Below are 25,785 nucleotides of genomic sequence, written 5' to 3' on the forward strand. Positions count from 1 at the left end.
CCGAATATTTCCTATTCGACGATGGTGTCGGTTTCGCGGTCACGGATGAAGATCGCGATGAATGCCGCCAGCGCCAGCAGAATCGCCGCGGCGGCGATGAACGCGATTTTGTCGCCGTAGTATGCCGCTTCGAGTTCCGTGGCCGTGGGCGCGATCACGGAGGATAGCGCGGAGAACGATATGATCAGCGCGACCATGAAGGAATTGCTGATCTGGTTTGAGGTCTGGGCGGCGGCATTCGCATGACGCACGAGAGCATTGCTCAACGAATTGATGCCCCATGTGTTGCAGGGCGTGATGATCAACTGCACGCCTACCGAGCACAGGGCGTAGGCGATGGCGACGACCGGCATGCTGGTGTCCATCGGCATCGTGGCAAGCAGTGCGATGCCGGCGAGGGTGCACATACTGCCTGCCCGAGCCGGGACATGCACGCCGAACCGGTCGTACAGTTTGCCGGATACCAGTGCCATCGCCGCGCTGAGCAGAGCGCCGGGCAACACGACGAGTCCGCTCATCACGGCGGATTCGCCTCTGACGATCTGAACGAACAGGGGCAGCACGGTGCCGATGCCGAGATACACGCCCTGCGTGAGTGCGATGACGGCGACGGAACTGGAAAACCTGCGGGAACGGAATACGCGCATGTCAAGCATGGGCTGCTCAAGCCTGAACTGGCGAACGACGAACAACGCGATGAGAACGGCGCCGATCACGATGAGGAAGATGATGACGGCGGTATTGTCGGCCGATGCGAACGTCGACAAGCCGTACAGTATGCACAGCAGTCCGATTGACGACAATGCCACGGACAAGGCGTCGAACGGCGTCCGAGTGGCCGTCTCCTTGGTCTCAAGCACCACCATTGCGACGCAGAGAATGATGATGCCGAGTACGCCGACGATAAGGAACAGCGCATGCCAGCCGACGGAATCGATCAACAGACCGGACACCGTCGGACCGATCGCCGGCGCGAATCCCACCAATAAGCCGATCAGACCCATGGCCGTCCCGCGTCGTTCGCGAGGGAAGATGAGTACGATCTCGGTCATCACCATGGGCAGCAGAATTCCGGTACATGCCGCCTGGCAGACGCGGCCGACGAGCAGGACTGCGAAATTCGGCCCCCACGCGGCCAGCAGGCTTCCTGCGGAGAATATGCCCATCGCGGCGACGAACAGGCGCTTGGTCGAAAAACGTCCGAGCAGGTATGCCGACAGTGGGATGATCAACGCTTCGACCAGCGAATACGCGCTCGACAGCCACTGAGCCGTGGTCGCGTCGATGCTGAAGTCCTCCATGATGGACGGCAACGCCGGAGACAGAAACGACAGGTCGAGAATGGCGAGCACCGTGCCCGTCAACAGTACGATGACCGTAATGCGTTGTTTTCGGGTCAATCCCATAGGAACAGGTTCCTTTCCGTCGAAGGTCCGGCGCTGATTTCGGCCGTACCGCTGCAATTTGACCGTGGTTGGTTATTGGTCTAATGTCTATTTAGCGACCAAAGTTGTATATCTTCAACCGACGGAAATCGTCGCAGGGAGCATATGCGACCGATGGACGAAAATGTCGCTTATCGACACCGCCCACATGGATACGAAAACGAAGGGACCGCGCATGGCGGAGGATCTACGTATTGTCAAAACCCGAAAGGCGATCCGTGAGGCCTTCCTGGCATTGCGACGCACCCAACCGCTGGAGCGGGTCAGGGTGCGCGACATCTGCGCGGAGGCCCTGATCAACAAGTCGACGTTCTATCATCACTACACCGACGTGTTCGACCTGTCGGACCAACTTGAGGACATGGTCCTTGATGAATGCTTCGAGGCGTTTCCGTACAAGGACAAGCTGCTCACCGACCCTTTGATCTTCCTCGGAAACGTGCCGGCGGCCATGAACACGAGAAAAGACGCCATAGACATACTGTTTCGCGGCAGACAGGACGTGCTGTACGACAAGATAGAACGACATCTGCGGCAGTTCTATCTGACGGAAGACACCACCGAGGAAGAGGACATCCTCCTCACCTTCGTCATCGGAGGGGCGATGTACGCCATGCGCGCGCTCGCGGCCGAAGGGCCGTACAGCAGGGAATCCGTCACCGAGGTCTCGGCCCGCATCATCGGCAGGCTCGTGCAACGGGAGTGAGGCCCGCCTGTCGGCGGCCGACGCAAGTCTCTCCGTCCCGAACTGCTACCGAACATGATTGGTTTTCTGCCACAGTGAGGCGAAAAGGTCGAGTTCAAGTTCAATGTGAGCAAGTAATCGCGACAGCGATTGCCGCGTAGCGTCGAGGGCCTTGGAATTCCCGTGATTCCAAGGCCCTTATTTGTGTATTTGTATGTTGAGGTTGGCTTTGCTGCCGTTCGCTGCGAATGGCGGAGCAGTTGCCGGCCACTGCTCTGCGTCCTCATGTTGCCAGCTCTCGATCTCGCCACTGGCGTGGGGTGGCGTCCATGTGCCGTCGGAACACATAACTGAAATAGGCGGGTGACGAGAAGCCGCATGCCTGTGAAATCTCCTTGATGGACATGGTTCCCTCGGACAGCAACTCGCGGGCCTTGCCAAGGCGATAGTCGGTCAGGTAGTCGATCGGCGTCTGTCCGGCATATGTGCGGAACAGTTCGCAGCAAACGCGACGGCCGACCATACCGGCTCGCGCGATGTCGTCAAGGGTGATCTTTTGTGATGCGTTGGCGCGGATGAAGGCCATCATAAGCAGGAAAGATCTGAACTCAGGCCCCGGATTGTTTGCCGCGGCATGTGCCGATGAAGGAGTTGGATATTCCGAGGTCCTTTGGTCCACCGTCTTGGGTTCGGCGGCAATGGTTCCTTCGTTGATTCTTTCCAACGCCAGAAAGCACAAGTGCGCAGACTGGGCGACTGCCGGCAGTACCGTCAGCGCATCGCCTGTCTCCTGTTGCCTTTCGCACCGGGACAACAGTCGCTCGAGCTCGTCGATGCCGAACAGCAATGTGCGGTCCCGTTCGCAGGTTGAGTCGAGTACGACGTAATCAGGATTGTCGTCGCCCATGCGCTTCAGCATGGCGGCCGCCATCGGCGCGTACATCGCGCCTAGCAGTGATGCGTCGATCACCGCCGAGACGAATCCGGCATCGTCGCCGTCGTCGCATACCAGATAGTGCATGCGACGCGAGTTGATGAAGATGCCTTCGCCTGCATGCAACGGAATGAGCGCGCCGTTGACGAATACGCGTGGATGGCCGTTGAGAACATGGATGAATTCCAGGTCGCGATGCCAATGGCACGCCATGCGGAAGCCATAGCGACGCATGTCGTCACGTCTCGCGTACATCGGCAATCCCGGCAGATTGTAGTGCGGAGTTTCCGAAAGATCGGAGAAAATGGTCAGAGGATTGGAACTCTTCGGAAAGGTCTGATCAATCGTTCGCTTGGCAGTCATTGTTGTCACGATTTCCATAGTAATGGAAACTATAGTGATGGTTCGTCTCGTATCTCATCAAGTTTGTATCGCTATCATAACAGTAGTTTCTAGGTGAGTGATGTGAACATATCGATAGTCATGTTCACCTTATTTCGATAGTTAATCATGCCATTCAGGAAAGGATGCTCATAGTGGATGCCACGAGGACGCGAAGTGGATCCCGGTTCTTCACGGTGCCGGTCGTCACGCTTATCGCATTGGCGTTTTTGCTGGGACTGAGCGAGTTCATCGTGGTTGGCGTCATGCAGCCGATTGCTTCGGACATTCGCGTTTCGTTGGCGGCCATCGGTTCATTGGTCTCCGCCTTCGCGCTCGTATACGCGCCGATGACTCCAATCGGAGCGGCCGTATCCGCGAAATTCAATCGTTTCCATGCCTTGATGGCGATGACGGGCATCTTCTTGGCCGGCAATGTCCTGTGCGCCTTTGCCCTGAATTATCCAATGCTGCTGGTGGGGCGCATCGTCATCGCCGCGGTGAGCGGACCGCTCGTGGCCGTGCCCATGACGTTCGCACCGGATCTGGTCGGCGCATCTGATCGGCCCCGGTTCATGTCCTGGATCTTCTCCGGCATCTCCATCGCCGCGGTCTTCGGCGTGCCGATCGGTACATTCATCGCACAACGGTTCGGCTGGCGATGGTCATTCCATCTGATCAATCTGCTGACCGTGATGGTCATCATATCGATGCTGCGCTGCCTGCCACGCGCCTCATATACAACCGGAGCCACGCGTTTCCTACCACAATTCCGTCTCTTTACCGACGTGCGGGTCTGGTACGGCATGCTTGCGGTCGTTTTTGGGGCGGCGGCGACGTATTCCTTTTACACATATCTTTCCCCCATCCTCACCGAGGAAATCGGCGTCCCCGAGCGGTACCTGAGTCTTGCGTTGACCGCGATCGGTCTTGCGGCGTTGTGGTCCAATTTGTACAGCGGCAAGTTGGCGGCTCGTGGCACCGGCTCGCAGCCGATCATCGGTCTGATCCCGCTGTACCTGTTGCAGGCTGTCTGCCTGGCCGTGCTGCCGTTCGCAAGTATGGTTCCGGCGCTCGGGGCCGTGGATCTGCTCGCACTGGCCTGTCTCATGTACCTGCAGAATTCGCCGTCGCAGGTACTGCATACCGCCATCGCTGTCGAGCGGTTCCCCTCGTCCATGACATTGGCCTCTTCGATGAACGCTATGGCATTCAACATCGGCATAACCTTGGGGTCCACCATCAGCGGACTGGCCATGACGCATCTGGGACTGCGTTGGCTCGGCCTCTTCGGCGCGGTGCTGGCACTGGGTTCGGTCGGCGTGCTGATGCTGCTCAAGCGCGCGGAATCACGCGGCGTCGCATGCTAACTTCGACTGCTGTTTCAACAACACTCAACCCAACAATGAAGTAAGGAGTAACCATGAGAACAGTGCTGTGCTCGCCCGGCAGCTACATCCAACAGGAGGGTGCTCTGGGCTCGCTCGCCTCGGAATACGTGGAACTCGGTTCAGCAGGCGCGTATCTGATCGTCGACCCGTTCATCGACCGGATGTACCACGATCGAATCACTTCGAGTTTCGATGCCTCGAACACTCCATATCATTACGAGGCGTTCGACGGTGAATGCTCGATGACCGAGGTCCACCGTCATCAGAAACTGCTGGACAAATGCGATGTGGTGCTCGGTATCGGCGGCGGCAAGTCGCTCGACACGGCCAAGGCCGTGGCGCATTTCGCCGAGCTGCCGGTCATCATCGTGCCGACGGCCGCGTCTTCGGACGCGCCATGCTCGCGGCTTTCGGTGTTGTACACCGACGAGGGACAATTCGACCGGTACCTGCCATTGCCCAAGAATCCGGACAAGGTGATCATGGACACGGACGTCATCGCCAAGGCGCCTGCCAGACTCCTGACGGCCGGTTTCGGTGACGCCTACGCCACCTATTTCGAAGCTCTTGCCTGCATCAAATCGAACGCGGTCACCATGGCCGGTGGCCATGCCACCAACGCCGCCGAAGCGATGGCGCGCCTGTGCCACGATCTGCTCATCGCCGACGGCGTGAAGGCCTTGGCGTCAGCGCGTAAGGGTCTGCGCACGCGCGCCTTGGAACAGGTGGTCGAGGCGAACACGCTGCTCAGCGGCATTGGTTTCGAGTCGAGCGGACTGGCGGCGGCGCACGCCGTGCATAACGGCCTGACCGCGCTGGAAGGCACGCATACATATCTGCACGGAGAAAAAGTAGCATACGGCACTCTCGCGCAGTTCGTACTGGAGGATCGGCCGATGACAGACTTCGAGGAGGCGTTCGGCTTCTTCCGAGCGGTCGGTTTACCAACCACCTTGGCCGACATCGGCATCGCAGATGCTACGGACGCCGACCTTCTGCGCGTGGGCAAACTGGCCTGCTCACCGGACGACACGATGGGCAACATGCCGTTCGAGGTCACTCCGTCCGACGTGGCCACCGCCCTGCGTGCAGTGGACTCGCTCGACGCCGTAGTCGGATAGTGGGACTTGTCCGTATGAACGGCCTGTTGCTGGAGAAACAGCCTGATGTCGTATAGCGACATCGTCGAGTTCAAGTTCTCCCCAGCGGCTAAGAAGTGAGTGTTCCATAGTGTCGATGGCCTTGGAATCCCAGTGATTCCAAGGCCCTCGACTGTACTGCAGATAGCTATTGTCGTATGGGGGGGATCGCGTCGTGATGGACTCGGTGCATTGCATACCTGATTGGGGGCGGATATGACAGGTTACGTATTATGTCTGTATAGGGCTCCACTGCTCTAAGGCTTTCGCAGACTTCATCGGCGCCTCCGAAAATGGAAGAGCCTTCCGGATTGCGCGCTGTAAGGAGGCGTGGAAGGCTGCTGTTAACAATGAGTCAACCATCTGGTCCTGACCGGGGATGATGACAATGGCCTTATTGTGGGAATATACTCGAGCCAGACCCTTTCTTCATGTGAGATGTTGGATTGGAGGTGCGGTATGCCGGAGTTGAGTCGGTTCTTCGGGATCATCGTTCGCATGATGTATCAGGATGAGAGCGAGCATCACAAGCCGCACGTCCATGTGTACTACGGCGACTTTAAGGCGTCCATCGCCATCGATGGCGAACTGTTGGCTGGTTCTCTTCCCGCCAAGCAATACAAACTAGTGGTGGCATGGCTCGTGTTACATGAGGATGAGCTGTACAAGGCTTGGAACGAGGCTGTGTCCGGACGTCCGTTCGACCGTATCAAGCCGCTTTCGTGAGGAGAGGAGCCCGTCATGTTTGAAGTGAACGGCATTCTGTATGCGGATGAACCCGCTCGGGAACTGGAGGTCCGGTCGGCACGCGTCACGGATGACCATGTCATGTTGGTGACGTTCTCCACGGGTGAGACGCGTCTATGCGATTTTACTGAGATGTATGAAGATGTTCCCGTTTTCGCCCCGCTGCGGGATGAAAAGACGTTCGAGGACTTCCGAATCGATCGTGGCATCCTGACGTGGTGTGATGGAGACATCGACATCTCTCCCACATATTTGTACGAGCACTCATATGAATACGCCATTCACGGCGAACTGGTTTCGGCCTGATGCCGTATAGCGACTTCGTCGAGTTCAAGTTCTCCCCAACGTCTAAGAAGTGATTGCCGGGTAGCGCTGAGGGCCTTGGAATTCCAGCGATTCCAAGGCCCTCGTCTATACTGTATTCAGTCGTCGCCGCACCAGATCGTGTTGAGATGGGTTTGGTGTGTATCTGATCGGGAGGAGCGAATATGACCAGTTACATGTTGCGTCTGTATGACGTTCCGCTGCTCCAGTTCGATGCTTCGTATGGTGCGGGCCTGTTGGCGGGCAAGGTCGAGGCCCGTATCCGTTGGTTCGACGAGTCGAAGCGGACGCTGCTCCCGTTCCCGTTGGCTCCGGAACCGGATGACGCGAAGCTCACTACTTGGCTGGAGCGACGGACCATTCCGAAGAACCGTGAGTTCGCGGCCCAGATTCTCGCGCAGGCCGGGTTGAACATCGCGGATACGCTGGGCATCATCGACCTGTGCAAGGGACTGTCGGTCAACGATTCGTTCTGGGTCGAGCGGGATGATGAGGATCTGAAGTTCGCAGATATCAATCTGTATGACAATCCGTTGGATGAGACGCTCGCCATCGTGGCGTATACGGGGTACACGTCGAGTGAGAAGCATGCGATCGGTCTGTCGAGCGAGTGGACGACGGACGGGCAGTTCCCGAAGGCGTGGCGGCATACGGGAAGCGGTCTGGAATTATGGAAGGCCGGTTCCGAGGGTTATGCGAACGCCGGGTTGGAACCGTATTCCGAGTATCTTGCCTCGCAGCTGGCACGCAAGATCGGCGTGAACGCGGTAGATTACCGTATCGCCCGTTGGAAAGGCAAACTAGCATCGGTGTGCCCTTCCATGAACTCGAAGGATGTGTCGTTCGTGCCGTTCTACGCGGCCACACAGCTCGCCTCGTTCCCTGAGGTTCTCGCCGCCGCCCGTGCCGTGTCTGTGGAGTCGTTCGAGGCGATGCGCACGATGCTGGTGTTTGACGCGCTCATCGTCAACCAGGACCGGCACGCCAACAACCATGGCTTCCTGCGCGATAACTCCACCGGTCGTATCCTCGGCCCGGCACCTTTGTTCGACCACAACATGTCACTGTTCAAGAACGATATGCGCTCCGATTGGGAACGTGGCGCGTGGACGCCGAAAGTGTTGGAGGAACGTCAGCCGTCGAACTCGCGCATGACGTTCCGCAATCAGTGCGAGTCCATCATGGGAGTGGCACAGCATGAGATGCTGCGCAAAGCATTGAACGTCACTTTGGAGAACGATTCGGCATACCCGCTTGAGGACGGCCGCATCGAAGCATTGAACGAGTACCTGCACGCCGCGGCCCGAACGCTGCTTGACATCCCCGTGGTGGACGAGTCGAAGCTCGCCACCCAGCTCGACGCGTTGCAGCCCGCCATCGAACATGCGCCCGTGATTCGCAATAACAGTCTGCTTGAGGAAGAATAATCGGTCGAGTTCAAGTTCCCCCCAACGTCTAAGAAGTGATTGCTTCATAGCGTCGAGGGCCTTGGGATTCCGGCGATTCCAAGCCCTCGTCTCATATATTGCGACCAACCGCCATCGTGTGGGGTCGCGTCGCAGGAAATTCGACGTGAGCTGGCAGACGATGGCGTGCTATGCCGCCGTCACGGCACGTAGCTCATCCAGGAACGCGGTGGCCGCCGGGGTGAGGGGCTGCTTGTTTCTCCATGCACCGGCCGGTCTCGTATGCACCGGCGGGTCGAGTAGGCGGAATGTCAGCCCCGATTCCCATGACGTGTCGACCGGTTTGGCGTGGCCGATTACGCAGGCATAGCTTTCCTGCATGACCGTGATGAAATGACGCAACGTTTTGAGTTCCATGCGAGTCCCATGCGAGCTTCCCGGTTTTGAAAACGAAAATATATGCATTAATTCTATCTATTGAGATAGAAAAATCATATTTGTAATGCATTGCGCATGGGCATATCGTGGCGTCAGCGTCCGACGGAGACGATGAACTTGTTCGTCAACTCATTGCATCGGTTCCGATCCAAAGGAGAACATCATGACAAACAGCATGAAGGCCGCGGTATTCGCCGAACCCGGACGGATGGATGTGCGGGAAGTCACCAGGCCGACGATCGAAAAGCCGGACGACGCGATTATCCGCGTGGTCAAGGCCTGCGTATGCGGCTCTGACCTGTGGTGGTTCCGTGGCATTTCGCAGCGCCGGCACGGTTCCCTCACTGGGCATAAGGCCATCGGCATCGTCGACGAGATCGGCGGCGACGTACACACGCTCAGGCCCGGCGCCCTCGTGGTCGTGCCGTTCACGCATGGCTGCGGGCATTGCGCCGCCTGCCGCGCCGGGTTCGAGGCGAACTGCATGAACGCCGAACCGGGTGGCAATGCCGGCTATCAGGCCGAATACCTGCGTGCCGCCAAGGCCGACACCGCACTGGTGAAGGTTCCCGGCAACCCGAAATCGTACGATGATGCGACGCTCAATTCGCTGCTCACTCTGGCCGACGTGATGGCCACCGGCTATCATGCGGCGGTCTCGGCCGAGGTCAGGCCCGGAGATACGGCCGTGGTGTTCGGAGACGGCGCCGTGGGCCTGTCCGGCGTACTGTTCGCCCGCATGCGCGGGGCCTCGCGCATCATCGCGATGAGACGGCACGAGGACCGCGCGGCCATTGCCCGCCGGTTCGGAGCGACCGACATCGTGCCTGAACGGGGCGATGCCGCCGTGGCGCGCGTGATGGAGCTGACCGACGGCGACGGTGCGGACGCGGTGCTCGAATGCGTCGGCTCGGCCCAGTCCGTCGAAACCGCCGTGCGCGTGGGGCGCCCCGGCTCCACGGTCGGACGCGTGGGTGTGCCGCATGACGCGCACATCGACATGGACGCCCTGTTCTGGCGCAACATCGGGCTGAGGGGCGGCCCCGCGTCGGTCGCCACGTATGATCGCGAGGTGCTGCTGCCCGCCGTGCTGTCCGGCATGATCAATCCCGGTCGCATGTTCACCGGCGCGTTCGACCTTGATCACGTCCAAGACGCCTACGAGGCATCACGAACAACTCGCCACCACCACTATTCCCCTGTTATGAGAGTGTGGCGGCTCCTACGACACGGAGGGGCCGTCGGTCACTGCTTCTGCATTCTGATGGTGGCGGTCACGCCCTGCATCGTCATCGGGAAACTCAGTTCCTTCGACGAATCCGTGTAGGTGAACGTCTTCGTCTCGTCGCCCGATGCAAGCAACGCGGTCTGCGTCTGGTCGTGGTCATTCGCGGAATCCCACTTCCAGTCCCCCGACTCGGTGGGCGCGGCATAGCTTCCGGCCCAGAACAGGGCGGTCGTGTCCGGCATGATGTATTCGACCTTGATCGCATCGGATGTGACCGTGGCCTGCATGTACGTGTCGTCGCTGTTCGAGTTCGTCTGTTTCCAGGTGCCGGTCAGATCGGCCGGCTTCGGTTTCGGCGCTTCCCGGGTCTTCGTCTTCGATGACGAATCCGCCTTTGCCGGCGCGTTCGCGGCCGCATCCGAGTCGCCGCATGCGGCAAGTCCGGTGAGCAGCGCGATGGCGGCGACGGCCGCGATGATCCTCTTCATGGTTCTCTCCTTTGAACATCCTCGTATCCTCGTCGACGAGGAGGCATCCCGTCATCATACGGCAACGGCGATCGGGAACATGCCGAAACATCGCCGGATCAATCGTCTTCCGATTCCCGAAGGGCGGCAGGCATCCGGCGCGTCACGCGACTACAGTGGCACGGTATGGCGGATACGGTACGTGTGATCTTCGAATTTCCCGACGAGGAGGCGGCGCACGCGTGGCTCGACGCGCTCGCGCTGCTCGGATCGGGGACGCCGACTCCCCTGATCGACGGCGCCACCGTGACGGGCACGAAACGCAACGGCCCGCAGCTGGCCAAGTGGCTGACCGCGAATCCGGGGTGGCATCGCGTCGCCACGCCGGCGAACCGCGCGGCGGCGTTGAAGGCCGCGTACAAGATCAACCGGGGCGACCGCCGCGGTTTCGAATCGGGCGAGTTCGAGGCGCGCGCCCGGCTGGTCGACGGGGCGTGGATCGTCGAGGCGCGCCTCATCCCGAAACGGCGCAGGGCGGCAACGCCCGAAGGCATGTCGCCGCTGTTCGGGGAATAGCCGATCGACGAACGATTCGGCCGCTCCCCTACGCCATGATCGCGTCGACGCCGTCGATGACGGCGCCGCGGAACCCGTCCTTCTCCAGCTTTGCGACGCCACGGATCGTGGTGCCGCCGGGCGAGCAGACCGCGTCCTTCATCACGCCTGGATGATCGCCGGTGGCCATGTAGAGCGCTCCCACGCCTTCGACCATCTTCGCGGCGAGCCGGTAGGCGGTGGCGCGTTGCAGACCGTAGGCGACGCCGGCGTCGCCGAGCGCCTCGATGTACATGTCGGTGAACGCGGGGGCGCAGCCGGCGACGACCATCGCGATGGTCATGTGCGCGGTGTCGACGCGTTCGATGAGGCTGATCGGCGAGAACAGCGCCTCGAACGTCGCCGTCTCGTCCTCGGTCAGCGTGTTCGCGGTTTCGGTGACGAGCACGCCCTTGCCGACGGCCATCGGCGTGTTCGGGATCGTGCACTGGACGTGCACGTCCACGCCGGCCTCGCCATCGGTACCGCCGGCGAACAGGTTCCGGTACTTCTCCAGATCCCAGCCGGCGGCGATGGACACGACGATCCTGCCGGGCTTGGCGAGCTCCTTGGCGAGCGGCCCCACGACCTCCTCGATCTGGTACGGCTTGACGGCGACGACGACCACGTCGGCCGCGACGGCGACCTCGAGCGCGTTGTGCAGCGGGCGTGCGCCCAGTTCGGCCGTGGTCCGCTCCAGCTTGTCCCAGTGGGCGGCGCAGGCGACGATCTGGCCGCCGCGCACCACGCCCGCGTCGACGAGCCCCCGCGCGATGGCCTGCGCCATGTTGCCGTAGCCGATGAATCCGATGGTGATGCCGTTCAGATCGGTCATGTCTGTTCGTAGCCTTTCCCTAGGTGTCGTGCTATCCGCACGCCATCATAACGCCGCCGATGTTTCGGGGAAATCAGAACAGCTCCGCGAGGTCTCCCCTGTTCAGCGCCTCGTCCCACAGGCGGCGGAACACGACCGGACCATGCAGACCGTCATGTTCGAACTCGTTCGTCGTCCAGTAGTGGCTGTTGCCGACGCGCGACAGCGTGTCGAGCTGGAGACCGGAATCGACGTACATGTCATCGAAGTAGACGGCGGCCTGGAGCGGCACTTCATTGCGGGCGAGCTGCGCCTCGTCGTAGATACGGCCGAAGCGCGTGTCCTCCATGAGCACGTCCATCGCCGCCTTGAACGGGCGCAGCGACGCCTCCTGCTCGAACATCCACGGGAACATCGCCTCGCCGGTGAACGTGAGCGGCCGCTCCCCCGCGTCGAACTCGGGATGCGCATCACGTACGCGCTGCGCCGCCCAGTGGATCGGCCGCTCCAATTCGCCGTTCGCGTAGATGAACTCCTGCAACGGCCAGTAGAGCGGGCGCGACGAGGTGGCGTTCATCACCTTGGTGAGGAACTCGTCGGACAACGTCGCGCCGCCGTCGGCCGGCGTGGAGCCGTCGCCATCGGCGAACGCGTCGTCGAGGATCCAGTGGACGCGTTCGAAGCTCGGCTTCATGCCGAAGTCGGAGCCGAGGCATTGCAGCCGTTCGACGGTGAGCGGGTCGCCATTGGGCAGCAGCGGGAATCCATGCGCGGCCATGCCGGCGATCACGCCGAGTCGGCGCCCGAGCCCGTCGGCCGCCAGCGTCTCCGGCACGGTGTCGGCGAGATGCGCGGTGAAGTCCCGCACGTCGTCGACGGTGGGCAGCATGTCGGCGAGCGCGGCGACGCGTTCGCGGTCCTGCGGGTAGCGTTCGTAGAATTGCCGGGTCTTACGCGCCATGCGCGGGAACGTGTGTTCGTAGACTTCGGTGGCGTCGGCGGGCACGTGCGGGATGCCGCCGGTGGTGAAGCTCACGGTCACGCCCTGCGGGTACAGGGACAGGTACGTGAGGGTGAGGAATCCGCCGTAGCTCTGCCCCAACGTCACCCATGCGCGTCCGCCGAATTCGGTGCGGCGCAGGTGTTCGAAGTCGCGCACGATGGAGTCGGCGAGGAACTTCTTGAGGTAGTCGGCCTGTTCGCGTGCGGCGGCGGCCGCGGATCCGGCGCCGTCGCCGTCATGCGCGGCGGCGATGCGTGCCATCGTGTGCGTGTCGACGCGGTTGGAGCGGCCGGTGCCGCGCTGGTCGGGCAGGATGACGCGGAAATGCTTCGTGGCCTCTTCGATCCAGCCGTCGCTGGTCGGGTTCAGCAGGCGCGGGCCGGCGCCGCCGGGGCCGCCTTGCAGGAAGACGAGCAACGGCAGGTCGTCGTGGATGTGCTCGGGCGTGGTGACGACGCGGTAGAAGAGTCTGATGCTCTCCCCGTCGAAGCCTTTGCCGGGTTCGTGGCCGGTCCAGTCGAGCGGCACGTCGATGGCATGGTCTTCGATGTGCAGTCCGGGCACGTAGTATTCGTTGAGCAGCGTCATGCGCGAGCGTCCTTTCCGATGTCCACCATGGTCGGAACGGCCCGGCGGAATTCCTCCACCCATTCCACGTGTGTGGGCGGACAATATTCTGACGTCATTCAGACGGCATTCCGGCGGCGCGCTTCCCGCTTGCGGCATCATGCGACGTCTGGCGTCCTCTGCACTGCCGGTATCGTTCGTGCATGGTTCGACACCGTTCCTGCATGGTTTCCGATCGCTTGTGCATGGTTCGGAGCATAGCCTGCATGGTTTGCCGCCATTACTGTAGAGCCGGAGCCCCTACCTGTGCGCCGCCCTCGGGTAGACGGCCGGATTCTCCGATGCCGCTCGATGCCATATCGGCCATTTTCCGCGGCTCCGCATGGTCGTCGCCCCCGTTGCAACCTATCTTTTCGGCACCACACCATGCAGGTTCGGCCGAAAAACCTACAGGTTCGTCCTCGAACCGTACACAACCATTGCCACACCATACAGGTAGTCTCCCGGACCGTGCAGGTTCGCCCCTGAACCATGCAGATCACGCCTCGACGACCATGCATCCTATGTATCCCATCGTGCGCCTCCCGCCCCGGCTCATCCTCAGGCATGATGGCAGGGGAACCATCCCCGCGATAGCCTTGGGTGTATGGGTGTTGTGATGGGACGGATCGTGGCATGGGGCCGCTCGCATGTGCTGGTCGTGGATGCGTTGCTCATGTTGGCGATGGCGGCATTCTGCCTGCTGCTGGCGAGCGACACCGATCCGGGCACCGTCCCGGCGCTGTTGTTCCCCACGACCATGCGCGCCATGCGTCTATGGTCGATCATCATCCTCATACCGGCGGCGATGCGACGGTGGCGGCCCGAGATGGCCTCTTGGCTGTTCGTCGCGCTGTGCGTGGCCCATCTCGTGTTCGGCCCCGCGGTCACGTACGCCGATCTCGTTTCCCTGCTGATGCTGTATTCGGCGCTGCTGTACGGCGATCCGCGCCATACGCTGCGTTTCGTCGTCGCCGCGTTCTCGATGGGCGCGCTCGTCTCCGGCGTCTGGGCGTTTGCGTTCAATCTGGGGCCGATGTTCGATGGGGCCGATGGGCCGCCGACGAGGATGGCCATACCGGCCATGCCGACGTGCCGTTCGTCGACCAGCGGCGTGTTCGGCGCACAATCGGCGAGCTGCGCCGGAAGGATCGCGATTGACGCGGGGCTCCTGTTCCTGCTCGTTTCGATATGTCTGGTCAGCGTGATCATCATGGCGTTCTGGCAACGCGCGCGGGCGGCCACGCTCAGGGCCATTCGCGAGCGCAACGAGTCGATCGCCGCGCGCGAGGTCGAGGAGACGCGCATCGCGCGGTTGGCGGAACGTGCGCGCATCGCCCGCGACATGCACGACGTGGTGGCGCATACCCTGTCGACGATCATCGTCCAGTCGGATGGGGGACGGTACGCCGGCGCGCACGATCTCGCCGTGGCGAAACGTACGATGACGACGATTCGCCGCGAGGCGGCGCACGCCCAGCGCGACATGCACCGGCTGTTCGACGTGTTCGGCGGATCGGCCGGCACCGGCTACGCGGACATCCCCGACCTGTTCGACGGCCATCCGCCGGTCGCGCGTCATGTGGACGGCGACGCGCGCCCCGATCGTCTCTCCCCCGATGCGGATACCGCCGTGTTCCGTCTCGTACAGGAATCGCTGTCCAACGTGCGCAAGCATGCGGGTGACGGCGCCCGTGTGACGATGGACGAGACCTGGGGTTCGGACGCGTTGGAAATCGTCATCCATGATGACGGTATGGGAGCGTCCTCCGCCGTCGACGGGCATGCGCCCGGATATGGTCTGGTCGGCATGCGCGAGCGCATCGTCGCGACGGGAGGCGACGTCGAAGCAGGACCGTCGCCCGTAGGCGGGTTCACGGTCGCCGCGACGGTTCCGCTGCAGCCTGACCGTCGGCCCGTCCGCGTGGATTCCGACGACTCCGCGAGGCCCGACGACGCCGTGCCGGCGGCCCTGTCGAAGCTGCATGCCGATCTGGCGTCGTTGCGCTCCCGTCTGTCCGGCATCGACGTGGACGCCGATGGCGTCGTATCCGGCGGCGCGGCGGGCATGACGCGCATCGGACGGGTGGCGTGGTGGACCGAACGGCACTACCTGTTCATGGACACGCTGACCGCGGCGCTGCTGACGCTCATGTTCCATACCGCGACGTTCAACGATTCGGGGCTGTCCTCCGCCACGTTCGCCTCGCTGCCGGCGAGGCGTGCGATCGCCGTGGCGGTGACGGCGTTCCTGCTCGCGCCATACGCGTTCCGTCGCCGGTTCCCGGAGTCGGCCGCTCTGGCGATGGCCGTCATGTCCGCCGTGGAATTGCTGTTCGCCCCCTCGATGCTCGCCGTGAACGTGTTCGCGTTGGCGTCGGTGTATTCGGCGGTGTTGTATGGGCGCGACAAGGCCTGGCGCTGGGTGTTGTGTTGCGCGGCGTTCGATTCGTGGCTGTTCGGGGCGCGGGTCGTGGCCGGACGGGACGGCTATGATTCGCTTGTTCATGCGCTGCTGCGGGGCGACGGCGGCGAACCGGCATGGGAGGTGGCGTTCGGCGGGCTGCTGGTCGGCGGTGTGATGCTGCTGCTGTGCCTGGCGAGCATGGCGATGGCCGCGTGGCGTCGTTCGAGCGGATCCGACGTGTTGGTGCTGCGTCAGCGCGAGGAGGCGCTGCGCGCCGAGGAGGATCGGCGGAAGGTGCTTGCGGCGAATATGGAACGCGAACGCATCGGCGCCGCCATGCGTTCCGAGGTCGCGGCGACGCTCGGCACGGTCATCGGCCGCGCCGACGAAGGATTGGCGATGCTCGATGGGACGCCCGCACCCTCGCCGGAACGCATCGCCGCATCGTTCTCCGGCATCGGCGCGCAGGGGCGTGAGGCGTTGGCGCACATGCGCGGGCTGCTCGCCGTGCTGCGCGAGACCGGGTTCAGCGATGCGACGCACGAGCACGCCGAAACGGGTATGCTGCTCACCCCGATGGCGCCGTTGGACGACCAATTGGGCAAGCGGGCTGACGATCGCGTCCGGAATCGGCCCGATTGATTCCACTGATTCAGGGAAGAATCAGGGACCGAAACCGCCCGCCGGATTCCGGACACCGGGTAGGGTGGTTCGGTATGAGTGGGAACGACAGGATTCGAGTGGTCATCGCCGACGATCAGGAGCTGGTGAGGGCCGGGTTCGCCATGGTCATCGGCTCACAGCCGGACATGGACGTGGTCGGGCAGGCCGGCGACGGCGGCCGGGCCGTGGCATTGGCCGAAGGGCTGCACCCCGATGTGGTGCTGATGGACGTGCGCATGCCCGGCATGGACGGCATCGAGGCCACACGCCGCATCATCGGCGCCGATGCCGGTACGTCGGGCGCCGACGACGCGGCTCCACGGGAACATGCGACGCACGTGGTCATCCTCACGACGTTCGACCTGGACGAATACGTGATGGCGGCGATCGACGCCGGCGCCTCCGGCTTCCTGCTGAAGGACGCGGAGCCGGAGATGCTGCTCAATTCGATCCGCACCGTGTACCGCGGCGATGCGGTCATCGCGCCGTCCGCGACGAAGCGGCTCATCGAGAGGATGTTCGCGGACGGGCACGCGTCCCGGCCGGCGGACGGCTCCGCGGCGACCGGCTCCCCGACGCCCGACACCTCCGACGGCCGCGACGCCGATGCGCGCCCCGTCTACACCGATCCGGAGCTGGAACTGCTCACCGACCGTGAACGCGAGGTCCTCGTCGAGGTCGCGCACGGTCTGAGCAATCAGGAAATCGCCGACAAGCTGTTCATCAGCCTGCCGACCGTGAAGACGCACGTGGCGCACATCCTCGCCAAGATCAACGCGCGCGACCGCGTGCAGGCGGTGGTGTTCGCCTATGACAACCGGCTGGTGTGAGCGGATCGGCGACGGAACAGAAAGAACGACGGACCGCCGGACGGCATGGTCCATGGCCATGGACCATGCCGTCCGGCGGTTCCGGTTTTCCGTCAGGCTTCGGCGAGCGCCTCGACGGGCGGGGTGCTCGCGGCGCGGCGCGCGGGCAGGAGACTGGCCAGGAGGGCGGCGAGCGCGGAGACGGCGAGGACTGCGCCGTTGGTCTTCCATTCGAAGGGCATGGCGACGGTGCCGTAGAGACTGAACACCATGGTTGAGCCGAGCCAGCCGAACAGGGTGCCGAGCGCCACGCCGGCCACGCCGGAGACGAGCGACAGCAGGAGCGCTTCGACGGCGAGGGACCGGCGCAGTTGGCCGCGGGTCATGCCGATGGCGCGCAAAGTGGCGGATTCGCGGGTGCGTTCGATGACGGACAGGCTGAGCGTGTTGGCCACGCCGATGAGGGCGATGAGCACGGCGACGGCGATGAGTCCGACGAGCAGGGCCATCATGGCGTCGATGCTGGTGTCCCACATATCGCGTTCGGCGATGGGGCCGGCGACGCTGGCGTCGGGGATGGAGCCCAGGGCTTCGCGCACGCCGTCGATGACGCCGGCGACGCCGTTGTGGTTGGCGTCGGGGTCGACGGTCATGAGGAGGATGCGCCCCTGTTCGGTCAGGTCGCCGTCGGCGAAGTGGCTGGCAGCGACGAAGGCGACGGCGTCGTGGTCGGAGGAGACGCGCCGATAATCGGCCTGGACGACGGTGAGATCGAGTCCGGACGCGCCCGCGGCGCCGGCGGAACCGGCATCGGTGGCGAAATCGGTCGTGTGGGTGCGGCCGAAGTCGATATCGGCGCCGCTCAAGGCGTGACGCGGCATGAGGGCGTCATGGTCGTTCAGGGTGACGCCGGTCAGGTCGGCGTGCATGACCTTCGCGAGATCGTCGAGGTCGGGGATGCCGACGATGAGGACGTCGATGCCGTGTCCCTGGTCGTCGGTGACGTGACGCAGGGCGGTCGGCGCGTCGAGGACTCGTCCGACGCCCTCGACGCGGCGCACCTGTCGGCTCTGCTCCTCGGTCATGCCGGTGCCCGTGGCGATCATGTCGACGCTGTAGCGGGTGGCGAGCGCGTCGGCCATGGTGGTCTTGGCGCTGGCGGCACCGGTGGCGATGGCGGAGACGAGGGTGACGCCGATGAGGAGGGCGGCGCCGGTGGAGGCGACCCTGCGCGGGTTCTTCTGGATGTTGGCGTGGGCGATGGCGGCGCTGGGACCGGTCGTGGCGGCGAGGGCGCCGGCGCCGCGCATGAGGGCGGGCATCCAGCGGACGGCGGAGACGACGAGCGCGATGAACGTGAGCGCGCATCCTCCCATGGCGGCGAGCAGGACGGCGGGATAATGGTCGGTGGCGAGGGATTCGTGTCCGATGACGGACAGGTGCGTCTGCCAGACGCCGAACGCGCATGATGCTATGCCGACGGCGAGCATGAGGATGGAGAGGACGGTGCGCGCGTGCCCGCGATGTGCGGTTTCGGTCAGTTCGATGGGACGCAGCGCCTCGAGCGGCGTGACGGCGGTGGCGGCGCGTGCGGGGCCGAGGGACGCGATGACGGTCATGACCATGCCGAAGGCGACGGGTACGGCGATGACGGGCCAGGTGACGATGAGGCGCATGGGCGCGCCGGTGGTCTTCATGACGCCGGTGGCGCACAGCAGTGCCATGAGTCCGATGCCGAGCGCGACGCCGAGCAGCGAGGCGATGAGGCCGAGGATTCCGGCTTCGCAGAGGACGGAGGCGTACAGTTGGCGGCGGTCGGCGCCGATGGTGCGCAGCAGGGCGAGGATGCGCCGGCGCTGGGCGACGAGCACCTGGAACGTGTTGGCGATGACGAGCGCGGCGACGAGCAGGGCGAGTACGCCGAAGCTCATGAGGAACGTGGTGACGACGCTGGTGCCGTTGGCGCTGAGGGATTCCACGGCGAGCCGGTCGGCTTCGTCGCGGTCCACGAGCCGGCTGTATCGGGGCAGGAGACGCCTGATGGCGGCCGTGTCCGCTTGGGAGTCGAGGTCGAGGTAGACGGATGTGGCGGCGACCTGATCGAAGTCGGTGACGCCGTTGGCATAGGCCATGAGGTCGTCGGAGAGGATGGAGGCGCCGCCGTCGTACGCGTAGGCGCCGTTGGGGTCGTCGGTCAGCCCCGTCACGCGCGCTTCGACGCCATTGGCGAGGTCCCGGCTTTCGTCGGTGTTTCCGACGTTGTTTCCGGCGGCGTTCGCACGGGGGACGACCCGCACCGTGTCGCCCACGTGCAGATCGAGTTGTCCGGCGACGCGTTCCGGCAGGGCGATCCCGTGGCCGCCGACGGGCCGCTCGCCGCGTGTGACGGTCACGGGCAGCAGGCTCGTCTCGCCCGTGTTGATGGCATGGCTGGTGGCATGGCGGGCGCCGCTGGACAGCCCGATGTCGGCGGCGGTGACGGCGCGCGCGCCTTCGACGCCTGCGACGGCGCGCATGCGGTCGAGATGGTAGTCGGCCACGGTGCGCGAATACGCCTCGTCGGTCTGCTTGTCGGTGGGATGTTCGGGCAGGTCGGTCAGGACCATCGCGTCCGCTCCGGCGTAGATGGCGGTCTGCTGGCGGATGAGGGAGTCGTTCATGGCGTTGCCGAACAGGAACGTGGAGGCGATGAACGCGGTGCCGATGAGCACGGCGACGCCTGCGGGGATGAGCATGCGGGCGGTTTTGCGCATGAGGTTCACGGTGATGCGGAACATGGGTCGTCCTTGCTTGCGTGGATTGGTTCGGTCAGTGGGCGTGACGGTAGGAGCCGGCACGGTGCGCGCCGGCGTGGGCGGCGGCATGGGTGTCCCGGGCCGCGTGGGACCGCCGCGGCGGTGCCGGCGGTTCGGTGGACGCCGACCGTTCTTCGGCGGCGAGCGCGGCCCGTCGTTCCGTCATGAGCAGCTGGTTCATGCGGTCGGCGGTGGGATGGGTTTCGTCGGCGACGATGCGACCGTCGGCGAACACGATGGCGCGGTCGGCGTATGAGGCGGCGACGGCGTCGTGCGTAACCATGACGATGGTCTGTCCGAGCTCGTCGACGGATCGCCTGAGGAATGCGAGCGTTTCGGCGCTCGACACGGAGTCGAGGTTGCCGGTGGGTTCGTCGGCGAACACGAGGGATGGTCTGGTGATGAGCGCGCGGGCGATGGCGACGCGCTGCCGCTGGCCTCCGGACAGTTCATTCGGCCGATGGTCCAGGCGTCGTCCGAGCCCCAGCGTCCCGACGAGCAGATCGAACCATGCGCGGTCCGGTTTGGCGCCGGCGAGCGTCAACGGCATGAGGATGTTCTGTTCGGCGGTGAACATCGGCAGCAGGTTGAAGCTTTGGAAGATGAATCCGATGCGGTCGCGGCGCAGCAGGGTGAGCTGCCGGTCGTTCATGCGAGTCAGATCGCGGCCTTCGAAGATGACGTGGCCGGAGGTCGCCGAGTCGAGTCCGGCGAGCGTGTGCATGAGCGTGGATTTGCCGGAGCCGGACGGCCCCATGATTGCGGTGAACCGCCCCTTCCCGAAGCTCACGTCCACGCCGCGCAGCGCGTGCACGACGTTGTCGCCTTCGCCGTAGTCCTTGGTCAGTCGAATCGCCTGGATGGCGGGGGTCGCCGTCTCGTCCATGTCGTTGCTCCCATAGTCGGGCCGGACCCGTCGTCCGGCGTATGGTCCCCACGATATGGGCGTTCCCCCGCGCGCCCCATCGTGCGCGGGAGTGATTCGCGATGGCCGGCATCATCCTCGAGGATGATGCCGAAAACGAACGGGGGCGGCGGACGACGTGGAACCGTCGTCCGCCGCCCCTTGTCGGGCCGATCGCCCGGGAGCCTTCCCCTATTCCGGGATCCCGCCGTCACGCCGCCGCGTCATGACCCACGGCGACGCCCCTTCGACGTGGGGATCCCACCGGGTTCACTTGGCGAGACCGGAGGCGCGCAACGCCTCGAAGCCGCCCTTGAGGTCGTCGAGGATGTCCTCGATGTTCTCCAGGCCGACGGACAGGCGGATGGTGCCCTGGTGGATGCCCTGGTCCTCGAGCTCCTCCACGGTCTCCTGGGAGTGCGTGGTGGAGGCCGGGTGGATGACGAGGGACTTGGAGTCGCCGACGTTGGCCAGCAGGCTGAACAGGTGCAGGTTGTCGATGAAGACGCGCGCCGCGTCCTTGCCGCCCTTGATGTCGAAGGTGAAGATGGAGCCGGCACCGTTCGGGAAGTACTTCTTGTACAGCTCGTGGTCGCGGCGGCCCTCGATGGACGGATGCGAGACGGACTCGACCTCGGGCACGGTCTGCAGGTACTCGACGACCTTGAGCGCGTTCTCGACGTGGCGTTCGACGCGCAGCGACAGGGATTCGGTGCCCTGCAGCAGCAGGAACGCGGCGAACGGGGACAGCAGCGCGCCGGTGTCGCGCAGCAGGATGGCGCGGATGCGGGTGGTGAACGCGGCCGGTCCGAGGGCCTCGAAGAAGTTCAGGCCGTGGTAGGACGGGTCCGGCTCGGTGAGGGTCGGGAACTTGCCCGGGACCTCGGCCCAGTCGAACTTGCCGCCCTCGACGACGGTGCCGCCCAGTGCGGTGCCGTGGCCGTTGATGAACTTGGTCGCGGACTCGATGACCACGTCGGCGCCGTGATCGAGCGGTCGGAACAGGAACGGGGTGGCGAAGGTGTTGTCGACGAACACCGGCAGATGGTGTTTGTGGGCGATCTCCGAGATGGCCTCGAAGTTCGGCAGGTCGGCGTTCGGGTTGCCGAAGGTCTCGAAGTAGACGAGCTTCGTGTTCTCCTGGATGGCGTCCTCGAAGTTCTGCGGGTCCTCCGGGTCGACGAAGGTGGTGGTGATGCCGTCGCGCGGCAGCGTGTGCTTGAGCAGGTTGAAGGTGCCGCCGTAGATGTTCTTGGAGGAGACGATGTGGTCGCCGGTCTGCGTGATGTTGCGCACCGCGTATTCGACGGCCGCGGCGCCGGAGGCGACGGCGATGCCGGAGGTGCCGCCCTCGAGGGCGGTGATGCGCTCGGTGAACACGGCCTCGGTGGTGTTGGTCAGTCGGGCGTAGATGTTGCCCGGGTCGGCGAGGCCGAAGCGCGCCTCGGCGTGGTCGAAGTTGTGGAAGACGTAGGAGGCGGTCGCGTAGATCGGCACGGCGCGGGCGTCGGTGGCCGGATCGGCGTTCTCCTGACCCGCGTGCAGCTGCAGCGTCTCGAAGTGGTAGTTCTTGTTCTCGGCCATGATGTGTGCTCCTTGTCGGTTGGTCTCGAGGTGTTGGTTATGACGGTACGACCCCTGCCCCGCGCGCCGCAAGCCCGACGTTATCGGGGTTGCCTATAGGGGCTTATCATCCGTTGGCATCATTGGCGTCGCCGGGGATGGGCCGGGGCGGATCCGCCGTCGGAAACCCCCGCGACACGCCGGATGGCCGCCGCGCGCCGCGTCCTCGCGCCGGAGCCGCGCACCCCGGCACGTCTCGCTATGCGGCCGTGCGCGGCGCGGGGACGTGAACCGGTTCGTGAATCGGACTACGCTCGGCGGTGATGATTGTCGCGGCGCCGCGCGCATGCGTCGACGCCGCACGTTCCGATGATTGGAGTGAAAGACCCATGACCGACGTCACCCTCTACGACCGCGACCCCCTGTACATCCCGCGCGTGGCCGCCGTGCACGACATGTGCGGTTACGGCAAGTGCTCGCTGACCGCCGCCATCCCGATCCTGTCCGCCGCCGGATGCGACGTGTGCCCGGTGCCGACCGCGTTGTTCTCCGCGCACACGCGCTACGAGGTGTTCACCTTCCATGACACGACGGAGATCCTGCCCGGCTACCTTGACGCGTGGCGCAAGGAGAACGTGGACCTGGACGGCGTGTACTCCGGTTTCCTCGGCTCCGCCGAGCAGGTGGCGCTGATCCAGCGCCTGTACCGCGAGTACCCGAAGGCGCTGCGCCTGGTCGATCCGGTGATGGGCGACGCGGGCCAGATGTACCCGACGTACACGCCGGAGCTGTGCGAGGCGATGGGCGCGCTGGCGGACGGCGCCGACGTGCTCATGCCGAACCTGACGGAGGCGTCGATCCTCACGAAGCGCGACTACCCCGGCCAGGATCTGGATGACGCGGCCGTCACCGACCTGCTGGACGCGCTGCTGAAGCTCGGCGCGAAGAACGTGGTGCTGAAGGGCATCGACCATGGCGACGGCAGGATCGTCAACTACGTGGCGAGCGCGGAGACCGGCGCGGAGAACAAGATCGAGCTCGCGCACGAGAAGCTGCCGTACATGATCCACGGCACGGGCGACGCGTTCGCCTCCGCACTGTGCGGCGCGGTGCTGGCCGGCCGCGGTCTCGCCGAGTCGGCGAGGATCGCCGGCGAGTTCGTGCGCCATGCGATGGAGAGCACCCGCCACCAGCCGAACTTCGAGGAACGCGGCGTGAGCTTCGAGCTGAACCTCGGCGAGCTCACCGGTCTGGTGAAGTGACGTTCCGTCCGTGACGGCGGGAGGGGCGTGGGGCGTCGCGGCTCCACGCCCCTCCTCCGTTTCATGCGCGTCCCGCGCATATCGCATCGTCACTGGTGCAATGGGTCGGTCTCGCACAGGTAGAACTGGTGCCCTTTCTGCGTGTTCTGACCGTATTTGAAATCCGGGTTCGGCTTGTCGTCGATCTGTTCGAAGTATTCGCCGAAGAACTCCTGGTACCGTCGGTTGGCCTCCATGGTCTGCTCGTCGCTGGGTTGCGCGACGGCGCTCACGGTCATCGTATCGATGTACTCGTCCTCGTCCAACGGCCCCGGCAGCAGATCGTGCTTGACGTAGCACCGGTAGCTGGCCCGGGCCAGGGCCTCGGCGTCGAGGTTGTCGGGATTGTCGCGCATCTGCTGGTAGATGGACTGCACGTTCCAGAAATCGGTCTTCTTCGCGCAGTCCTCCTGCACGTCGAGAATCTCCTGGTCGGAGAGACTGCCCCGCACCTGCCGCACCTCGGTTTCGTTGCCGACCAGACCGTAGGGCGCGAGACATTGCTGCTGCGCGGCGAGGATCTCGTTCCATTCGGCGTCGGTCACCTGGCAGTCCTCCAGAATGCGTTTGGCGAGTTCCGTCTTCGCGTTCCCGTATTCCCGTTTGAACTCGTCGGCGTATGGACCGGAGAAATCCGGAGCCTTGCAGGCGACGGCGGTGGATTGTGCGGCGTCGCCGTTCGACGCGGTGCCCGACTGCGAACCGCAAGCCGCGCAGGACGCAAGCAGGGATACGGATACCAGCAGTGCAAGCGCATGACGGACATCGTGTTGCATATGCCCTTTGTCTATTCCCCGACCGACCATGATGACCTCCTCGTTCGTTTCCAGCATAGGCATGGGCGCCCGGAAACCATCGCATTGCCGTAGTCGCAGGGATTACAGCCAACAATGCGGAATCGAAGCGGCGGACGTACCGTGGAACCATCGGCAGGCGATGATGCTCTGCTTATGCGATGGCCAGGCCGGTAATGGCGCCGAGGCCATACATGACGGAGGCATCCGCTCGAACGATAAGGAGCATCACCATGAAGCGCGTACTGGCACATCGTATAACCGTATTGGCATTGACCGCCGCCATGCTATGCTTCTCCGCCGCATGCGACGGACCGTCTTCGGACACCATCGCCCAGCCGGAAGGCGAGCCCACGTTTTCGGGCCCTTGGGCCGAGGATTTCAGCCGGAGCTACAATCAGGCCCGCGAATCCGGCAATACGTTCGCGCAGGACGTGCTGCGCGACGAGCGGATCACCGAGGCGGAGGCCACGGAGACGGCGAACCGATTCCGATCATGCATGGCGGATGCCGGATTCGTATACGACTATGTGAACCCGGATGGCTCCGCCCAAATGCAGGTCGGCGACATGGGCGACGACGATCAACGGCGGCTCCATGAGCGCAGCGTCGTCTGCGGCAGACAGTCGGGCCAGGATTTCATCACACCCCTGTATAACGCGTTGGTCCAGGATCCGGACGGCGAACTGCGCAACCGTACACCGGAGGAGATACGACGTGATCTGGCGGCGTGCCTCGTGCGCAAGGGCGCGGTCGGCCCGGAGTTCACCGCGGACGACGTCCCGATCGTCGACGAGGACGGCGAGGAGTACCGTCTGCTGGGCGAACAGTTCACCAATCCCGGCGGCAGATACTACAGCGAGCGGAACTCCGAGATCTGGATCCAATGCAACGACGATCCACGCAGGTAGGCCGGCGCGATTGCGGCTGGAACGCCGACATCGCGC

General features: G+C 63.9%; 21 protein-coding genes and 1 pseudogene. 12 read left to right on the forward strand and 10 right to left on the reverse strand.

The window, feature by feature from the left end:
• Window positions 1-11: 11 nt before the first annotated feature.
• On the reverse strand, window positions 12-1,406 hold the full coding sequence (locus AC1AYX_RS01285; RefSeq protein WP_476501799.1) for a DHA2 family efflux MFS transporter permease subunit: 1,395 nt from the start codon (window positions 1,404-1,406) through the stop codon (window positions 12-14).
• Window positions 1,407-1,620: 214 nt separating this feature from the next.
• On the opposite strand from AC1AYX_RS01285, the gene AC1AYX_RS01290 reads away from it, so the two are divergent.
• A complete protein-coding gene (locus tag AC1AYX_RS01290; RefSeq protein ID WP_476501800.1) occupies window positions 1,621-2,151 on the forward strand; it encodes a TetR/AcrR family transcriptional regulator in 531 nt (176 codons plus the stop codon).
• A gap of 262 nt (window positions 2,152-2,413) precedes the next feature.
• Here AC1AYX_RS01290 and AC1AYX_RS01295 read toward each other — a convergent pair whose 3' ends face one another.
• Window positions 2,414-3,427 carry an AraC family transcriptional regulator gene (locus tag AC1AYX_RS01295; RefSeq protein WP_476501801.1) on the reverse strand — a complete coding sequence of 338 codons (1,014 nt, stop codon included), beginning with the start codon at window positions 3,425-3,427 and terminating at the stop codon, window positions 2,414-2,416.
• A gap of 164 nt (window positions 3,428-3,591) precedes the next feature.
• Here AC1AYX_RS01295 and AC1AYX_RS01300 point away from each other — a divergent pair, with 164 nt between their 5' ends.
• The 5 genes from AC1AYX_RS01300 to AC1AYX_RS01320 all read left to right on the forward strand — a co-directional run bounded on the left by AC1AYX_RS01300 (window position 3,592) and on the right by AC1AYX_RS01320 (window position 8,473).
• Complete coding sequence (locus AC1AYX_RS01300) at window positions 3,592-4,815, forward strand: MFS transporter (RefSeq protein WP_476501802.1); 1,224 nt, start codon at window positions 3,592-3,594, stop codon at window positions 4,813-4,815.
• A 53-nt stretch (window positions 4,816-4,868) separates the two neighbouring features.
• Window positions 4,869-5,957 (forward strand): glycerol dehydrogenase, encoded by a 1,089-nt coding sequence (locus AC1AYX_RS01305; protein WP_476501803.1) that lies wholly within the window; start codon window positions 4,869-4,871, stop codon window positions 5,955-5,957.
• Between the two features lie 477 nt (window positions 5,958-6,434).
• Entirely contained in the window at window positions 6,435-6,701 is a 267-nt protein-coding gene (locus AC1AYX_RS01310) for a DUF4160 domain-containing protein (protein WP_476501804.1), read from the forward strand.
• A gap of 15 nt (window positions 6,702-6,716) precedes the next feature.
• Window positions 6,717-7,028, forward strand: coding sequence for a DUF2442 domain-containing protein (locus AC1AYX_RS01315; RefSeq protein ID WP_476501805.1), 312 nt, complete (start codon window positions 6,717-6,719; stop codon window positions 7,026-7,028).
• A gap of 182 nt (window positions 7,029-7,210) precedes the next feature.
• Window positions 7,211-8,473, forward strand: a complete 1,263-nt coding sequence (locus AC1AYX_RS01320; protein WP_476501806.1) for a HipA family kinase — start codon at window positions 7,211-7,213, stop codon at window positions 8,471-8,473.
• Window positions 8,474-8,641: 168 nt separating this feature from the next.
• Here the strand turns inward: AC1AYX_RS01320 and AC1AYX_RS01325 are convergent, their stop codons facing one another.
• On the reverse strand, window positions 8,642-8,869 hold the full coding sequence (locus tag AC1AYX_RS01325; RefSeq protein ID WP_476501807.1) for a hypothetical protein: 228 nt from the start codon (window positions 8,867-8,869) through the stop codon (window positions 8,642-8,644).
• Between the two features lie 184 nt (window positions 8,870-9,053).
• Between AC1AYX_RS01325 and AC1AYX_RS01330 the strand changes: the two are divergent.
• Window positions 9,054-10,058: pseudogene (locus tag AC1AYX_RS01330) on the forward strand (zinc-binding dehydrogenase); the annotation flags it as partial.
• A 77-nt stretch (window positions 10,059-10,135) separates the two neighbouring features.
• On the opposite strand, the gene AC1AYX_RS01335 reads toward AC1AYX_RS01330, so the two are convergent.
• The gene (locus AC1AYX_RS01335; RefSeq protein WP_476501808.1) at window positions 10,136-10,606 is read right to left on the reverse strand and encodes a hypothetical protein; all 471 of its coding nucleotides are present in this window, start codon (window positions 10,604-10,606) and stop codon (window positions 10,136-10,138) included.
• 165 nt (window positions 10,607-10,771) lie between these two features.
• On the opposite strand from AC1AYX_RS01335, the gene AC1AYX_RS01340 reads away from it, so the two are divergent.
• Window positions 10,772-11,161 carry a hypothetical protein gene (locus AC1AYX_RS01340; protein WP_034529964.1) on the forward strand — a complete coding sequence of 130 codons (390 nt, stop codon included), beginning with the start codon at window positions 10,772-10,774 and terminating at the stop codon, window positions 11,159-11,161.
• A gap of 28 nt (window positions 11,162-11,189) precedes the next feature.
• On the opposite strand, the gene proC is transcribed toward AC1AYX_RS01340, so the two are convergent.
• Together proC and AC1AYX_RS01350 are read right to left on the reverse strand one after the other, a co-directional pair.
• On the reverse strand, window positions 11,190-12,014 hold the full coding sequence (gene proC / locus AC1AYX_RS01345) for a pyrroline-5-carboxylate reductase (protein WP_476501809.1): 825 nt from the start codon (window positions 12,012-12,014) through the stop codon (window positions 11,190-11,192).
• A 73-nt stretch (window positions 12,015-12,087) separates the two neighbouring features.
• Complete coding sequence (locus AC1AYX_RS01350; RefSeq protein ID WP_476501810.1) at window positions 12,088-13,584, reverse strand: alpha/beta fold hydrolase; 1,497 nt, start codon at window positions 13,582-13,584, stop codon at window positions 12,088-12,090.
• 637 nt (window positions 13,585-14,221) lie between these two features.
• Between AC1AYX_RS01350 and AC1AYX_RS01355 the strand changes: the two genes are divergently transcribed.
• Window positions 14,222-16,651, forward strand: coding sequence for a sensor histidine kinase (locus AC1AYX_RS01355; RefSeq protein ID WP_476501811.1), 2,430 nt, complete (start codon window positions 14,222-14,224; stop codon window positions 16,649-16,651).
• 74 nt (window positions 16,652-16,725) lie between these two features.
• Window positions 16,726-17,502: a response regulator gene (locus AC1AYX_RS01360; RefSeq protein WP_476501812.1), complete on the forward strand. Its 777-nt coding sequence runs from the start codon at window positions 16,726-16,728 to the stop codon at window positions 17,500-17,502.
• 92 nt (window positions 17,503-17,594) lie between these two features.
• Here AC1AYX_RS01360 and AC1AYX_RS01365 read toward each other — a convergent pair whose 3' ends face one another.
• From AC1AYX_RS01365 to AC1AYX_RS01375, 3 genes are all read right to left on the reverse strand, one after another.
• Entirely contained in the window at window positions 17,595-20,258 is a 2,664-nt protein-coding gene (locus tag AC1AYX_RS01365; protein ID WP_476501813.1) for an ABC transporter permease, read from the reverse strand.
• Window positions 20,259-20,289: 31 nt separating this feature from the next.
• Window positions 20,290-21,162 carry an ABC transporter ATP-binding protein gene (locus tag AC1AYX_RS01370; RefSeq protein WP_476501814.1) on the reverse strand — a complete coding sequence of 291 codons (873 nt, stop codon included), beginning with the start codon at window positions 21,160-21,162 and terminating at the stop codon, window positions 20,290-20,292.
• Between the two features lie 288 nt (window positions 21,163-21,450).
• Window positions 21,451-22,764, reverse strand: coding sequence for an O-acetylhomoserine aminocarboxypropyltransferase/cysteine synthase family protein (locus tag AC1AYX_RS01375; protein ID WP_476501815.1), 1,314 nt, complete (start codon window positions 22,762-22,764; stop codon window positions 21,451-21,453).
• A gap of 368 nt (window positions 22,765-23,132) precedes the next feature.
• On the opposite strand from AC1AYX_RS01375, the gene AC1AYX_RS01380 reads away from it, so the two are divergent.
• A complete protein-coding gene (locus tag AC1AYX_RS01380; RefSeq protein ID WP_476501816.1) occupies window positions 23,133-24,005 on the forward strand; it encodes a pyridoxamine kinase in 873 nt (290 codons plus the stop codon).
• 89 nt (window positions 24,006-24,094) lie between these two features.
• Here AC1AYX_RS01380 and AC1AYX_RS01385 read toward each other — a convergent pair whose 3' ends face one another.
• The gene (locus tag AC1AYX_RS01385; RefSeq protein ID WP_476501817.1) at window positions 24,095-24,820 is read right to left on the reverse strand and encodes a hypothetical protein; all 726 of its coding nucleotides are present in this window, start codon (window positions 24,818-24,820) and stop codon (window positions 24,095-24,097) included.
• Window positions 24,821-25,071: 251 nt separating this feature from the next.
• Here AC1AYX_RS01385 and AC1AYX_RS01390 point away from each other — a divergent pair, with 251 nt between their 5' ends.
• Window positions 25,072-25,749 (forward strand): hypothetical protein, encoded by a 678-nt coding sequence (locus AC1AYX_RS01390; RefSeq protein ID WP_476501818.1) that lies wholly within the window; start codon window positions 25,072-25,074, stop codon window positions 25,747-25,749.
• The last annotated feature ends 36 nt before the right edge of the window (window positions 25,750-25,785 follow it).

The sequence above is a fragment of the Bifidobacterium sp. LH_419 genome, assembly GCF_056356955.1.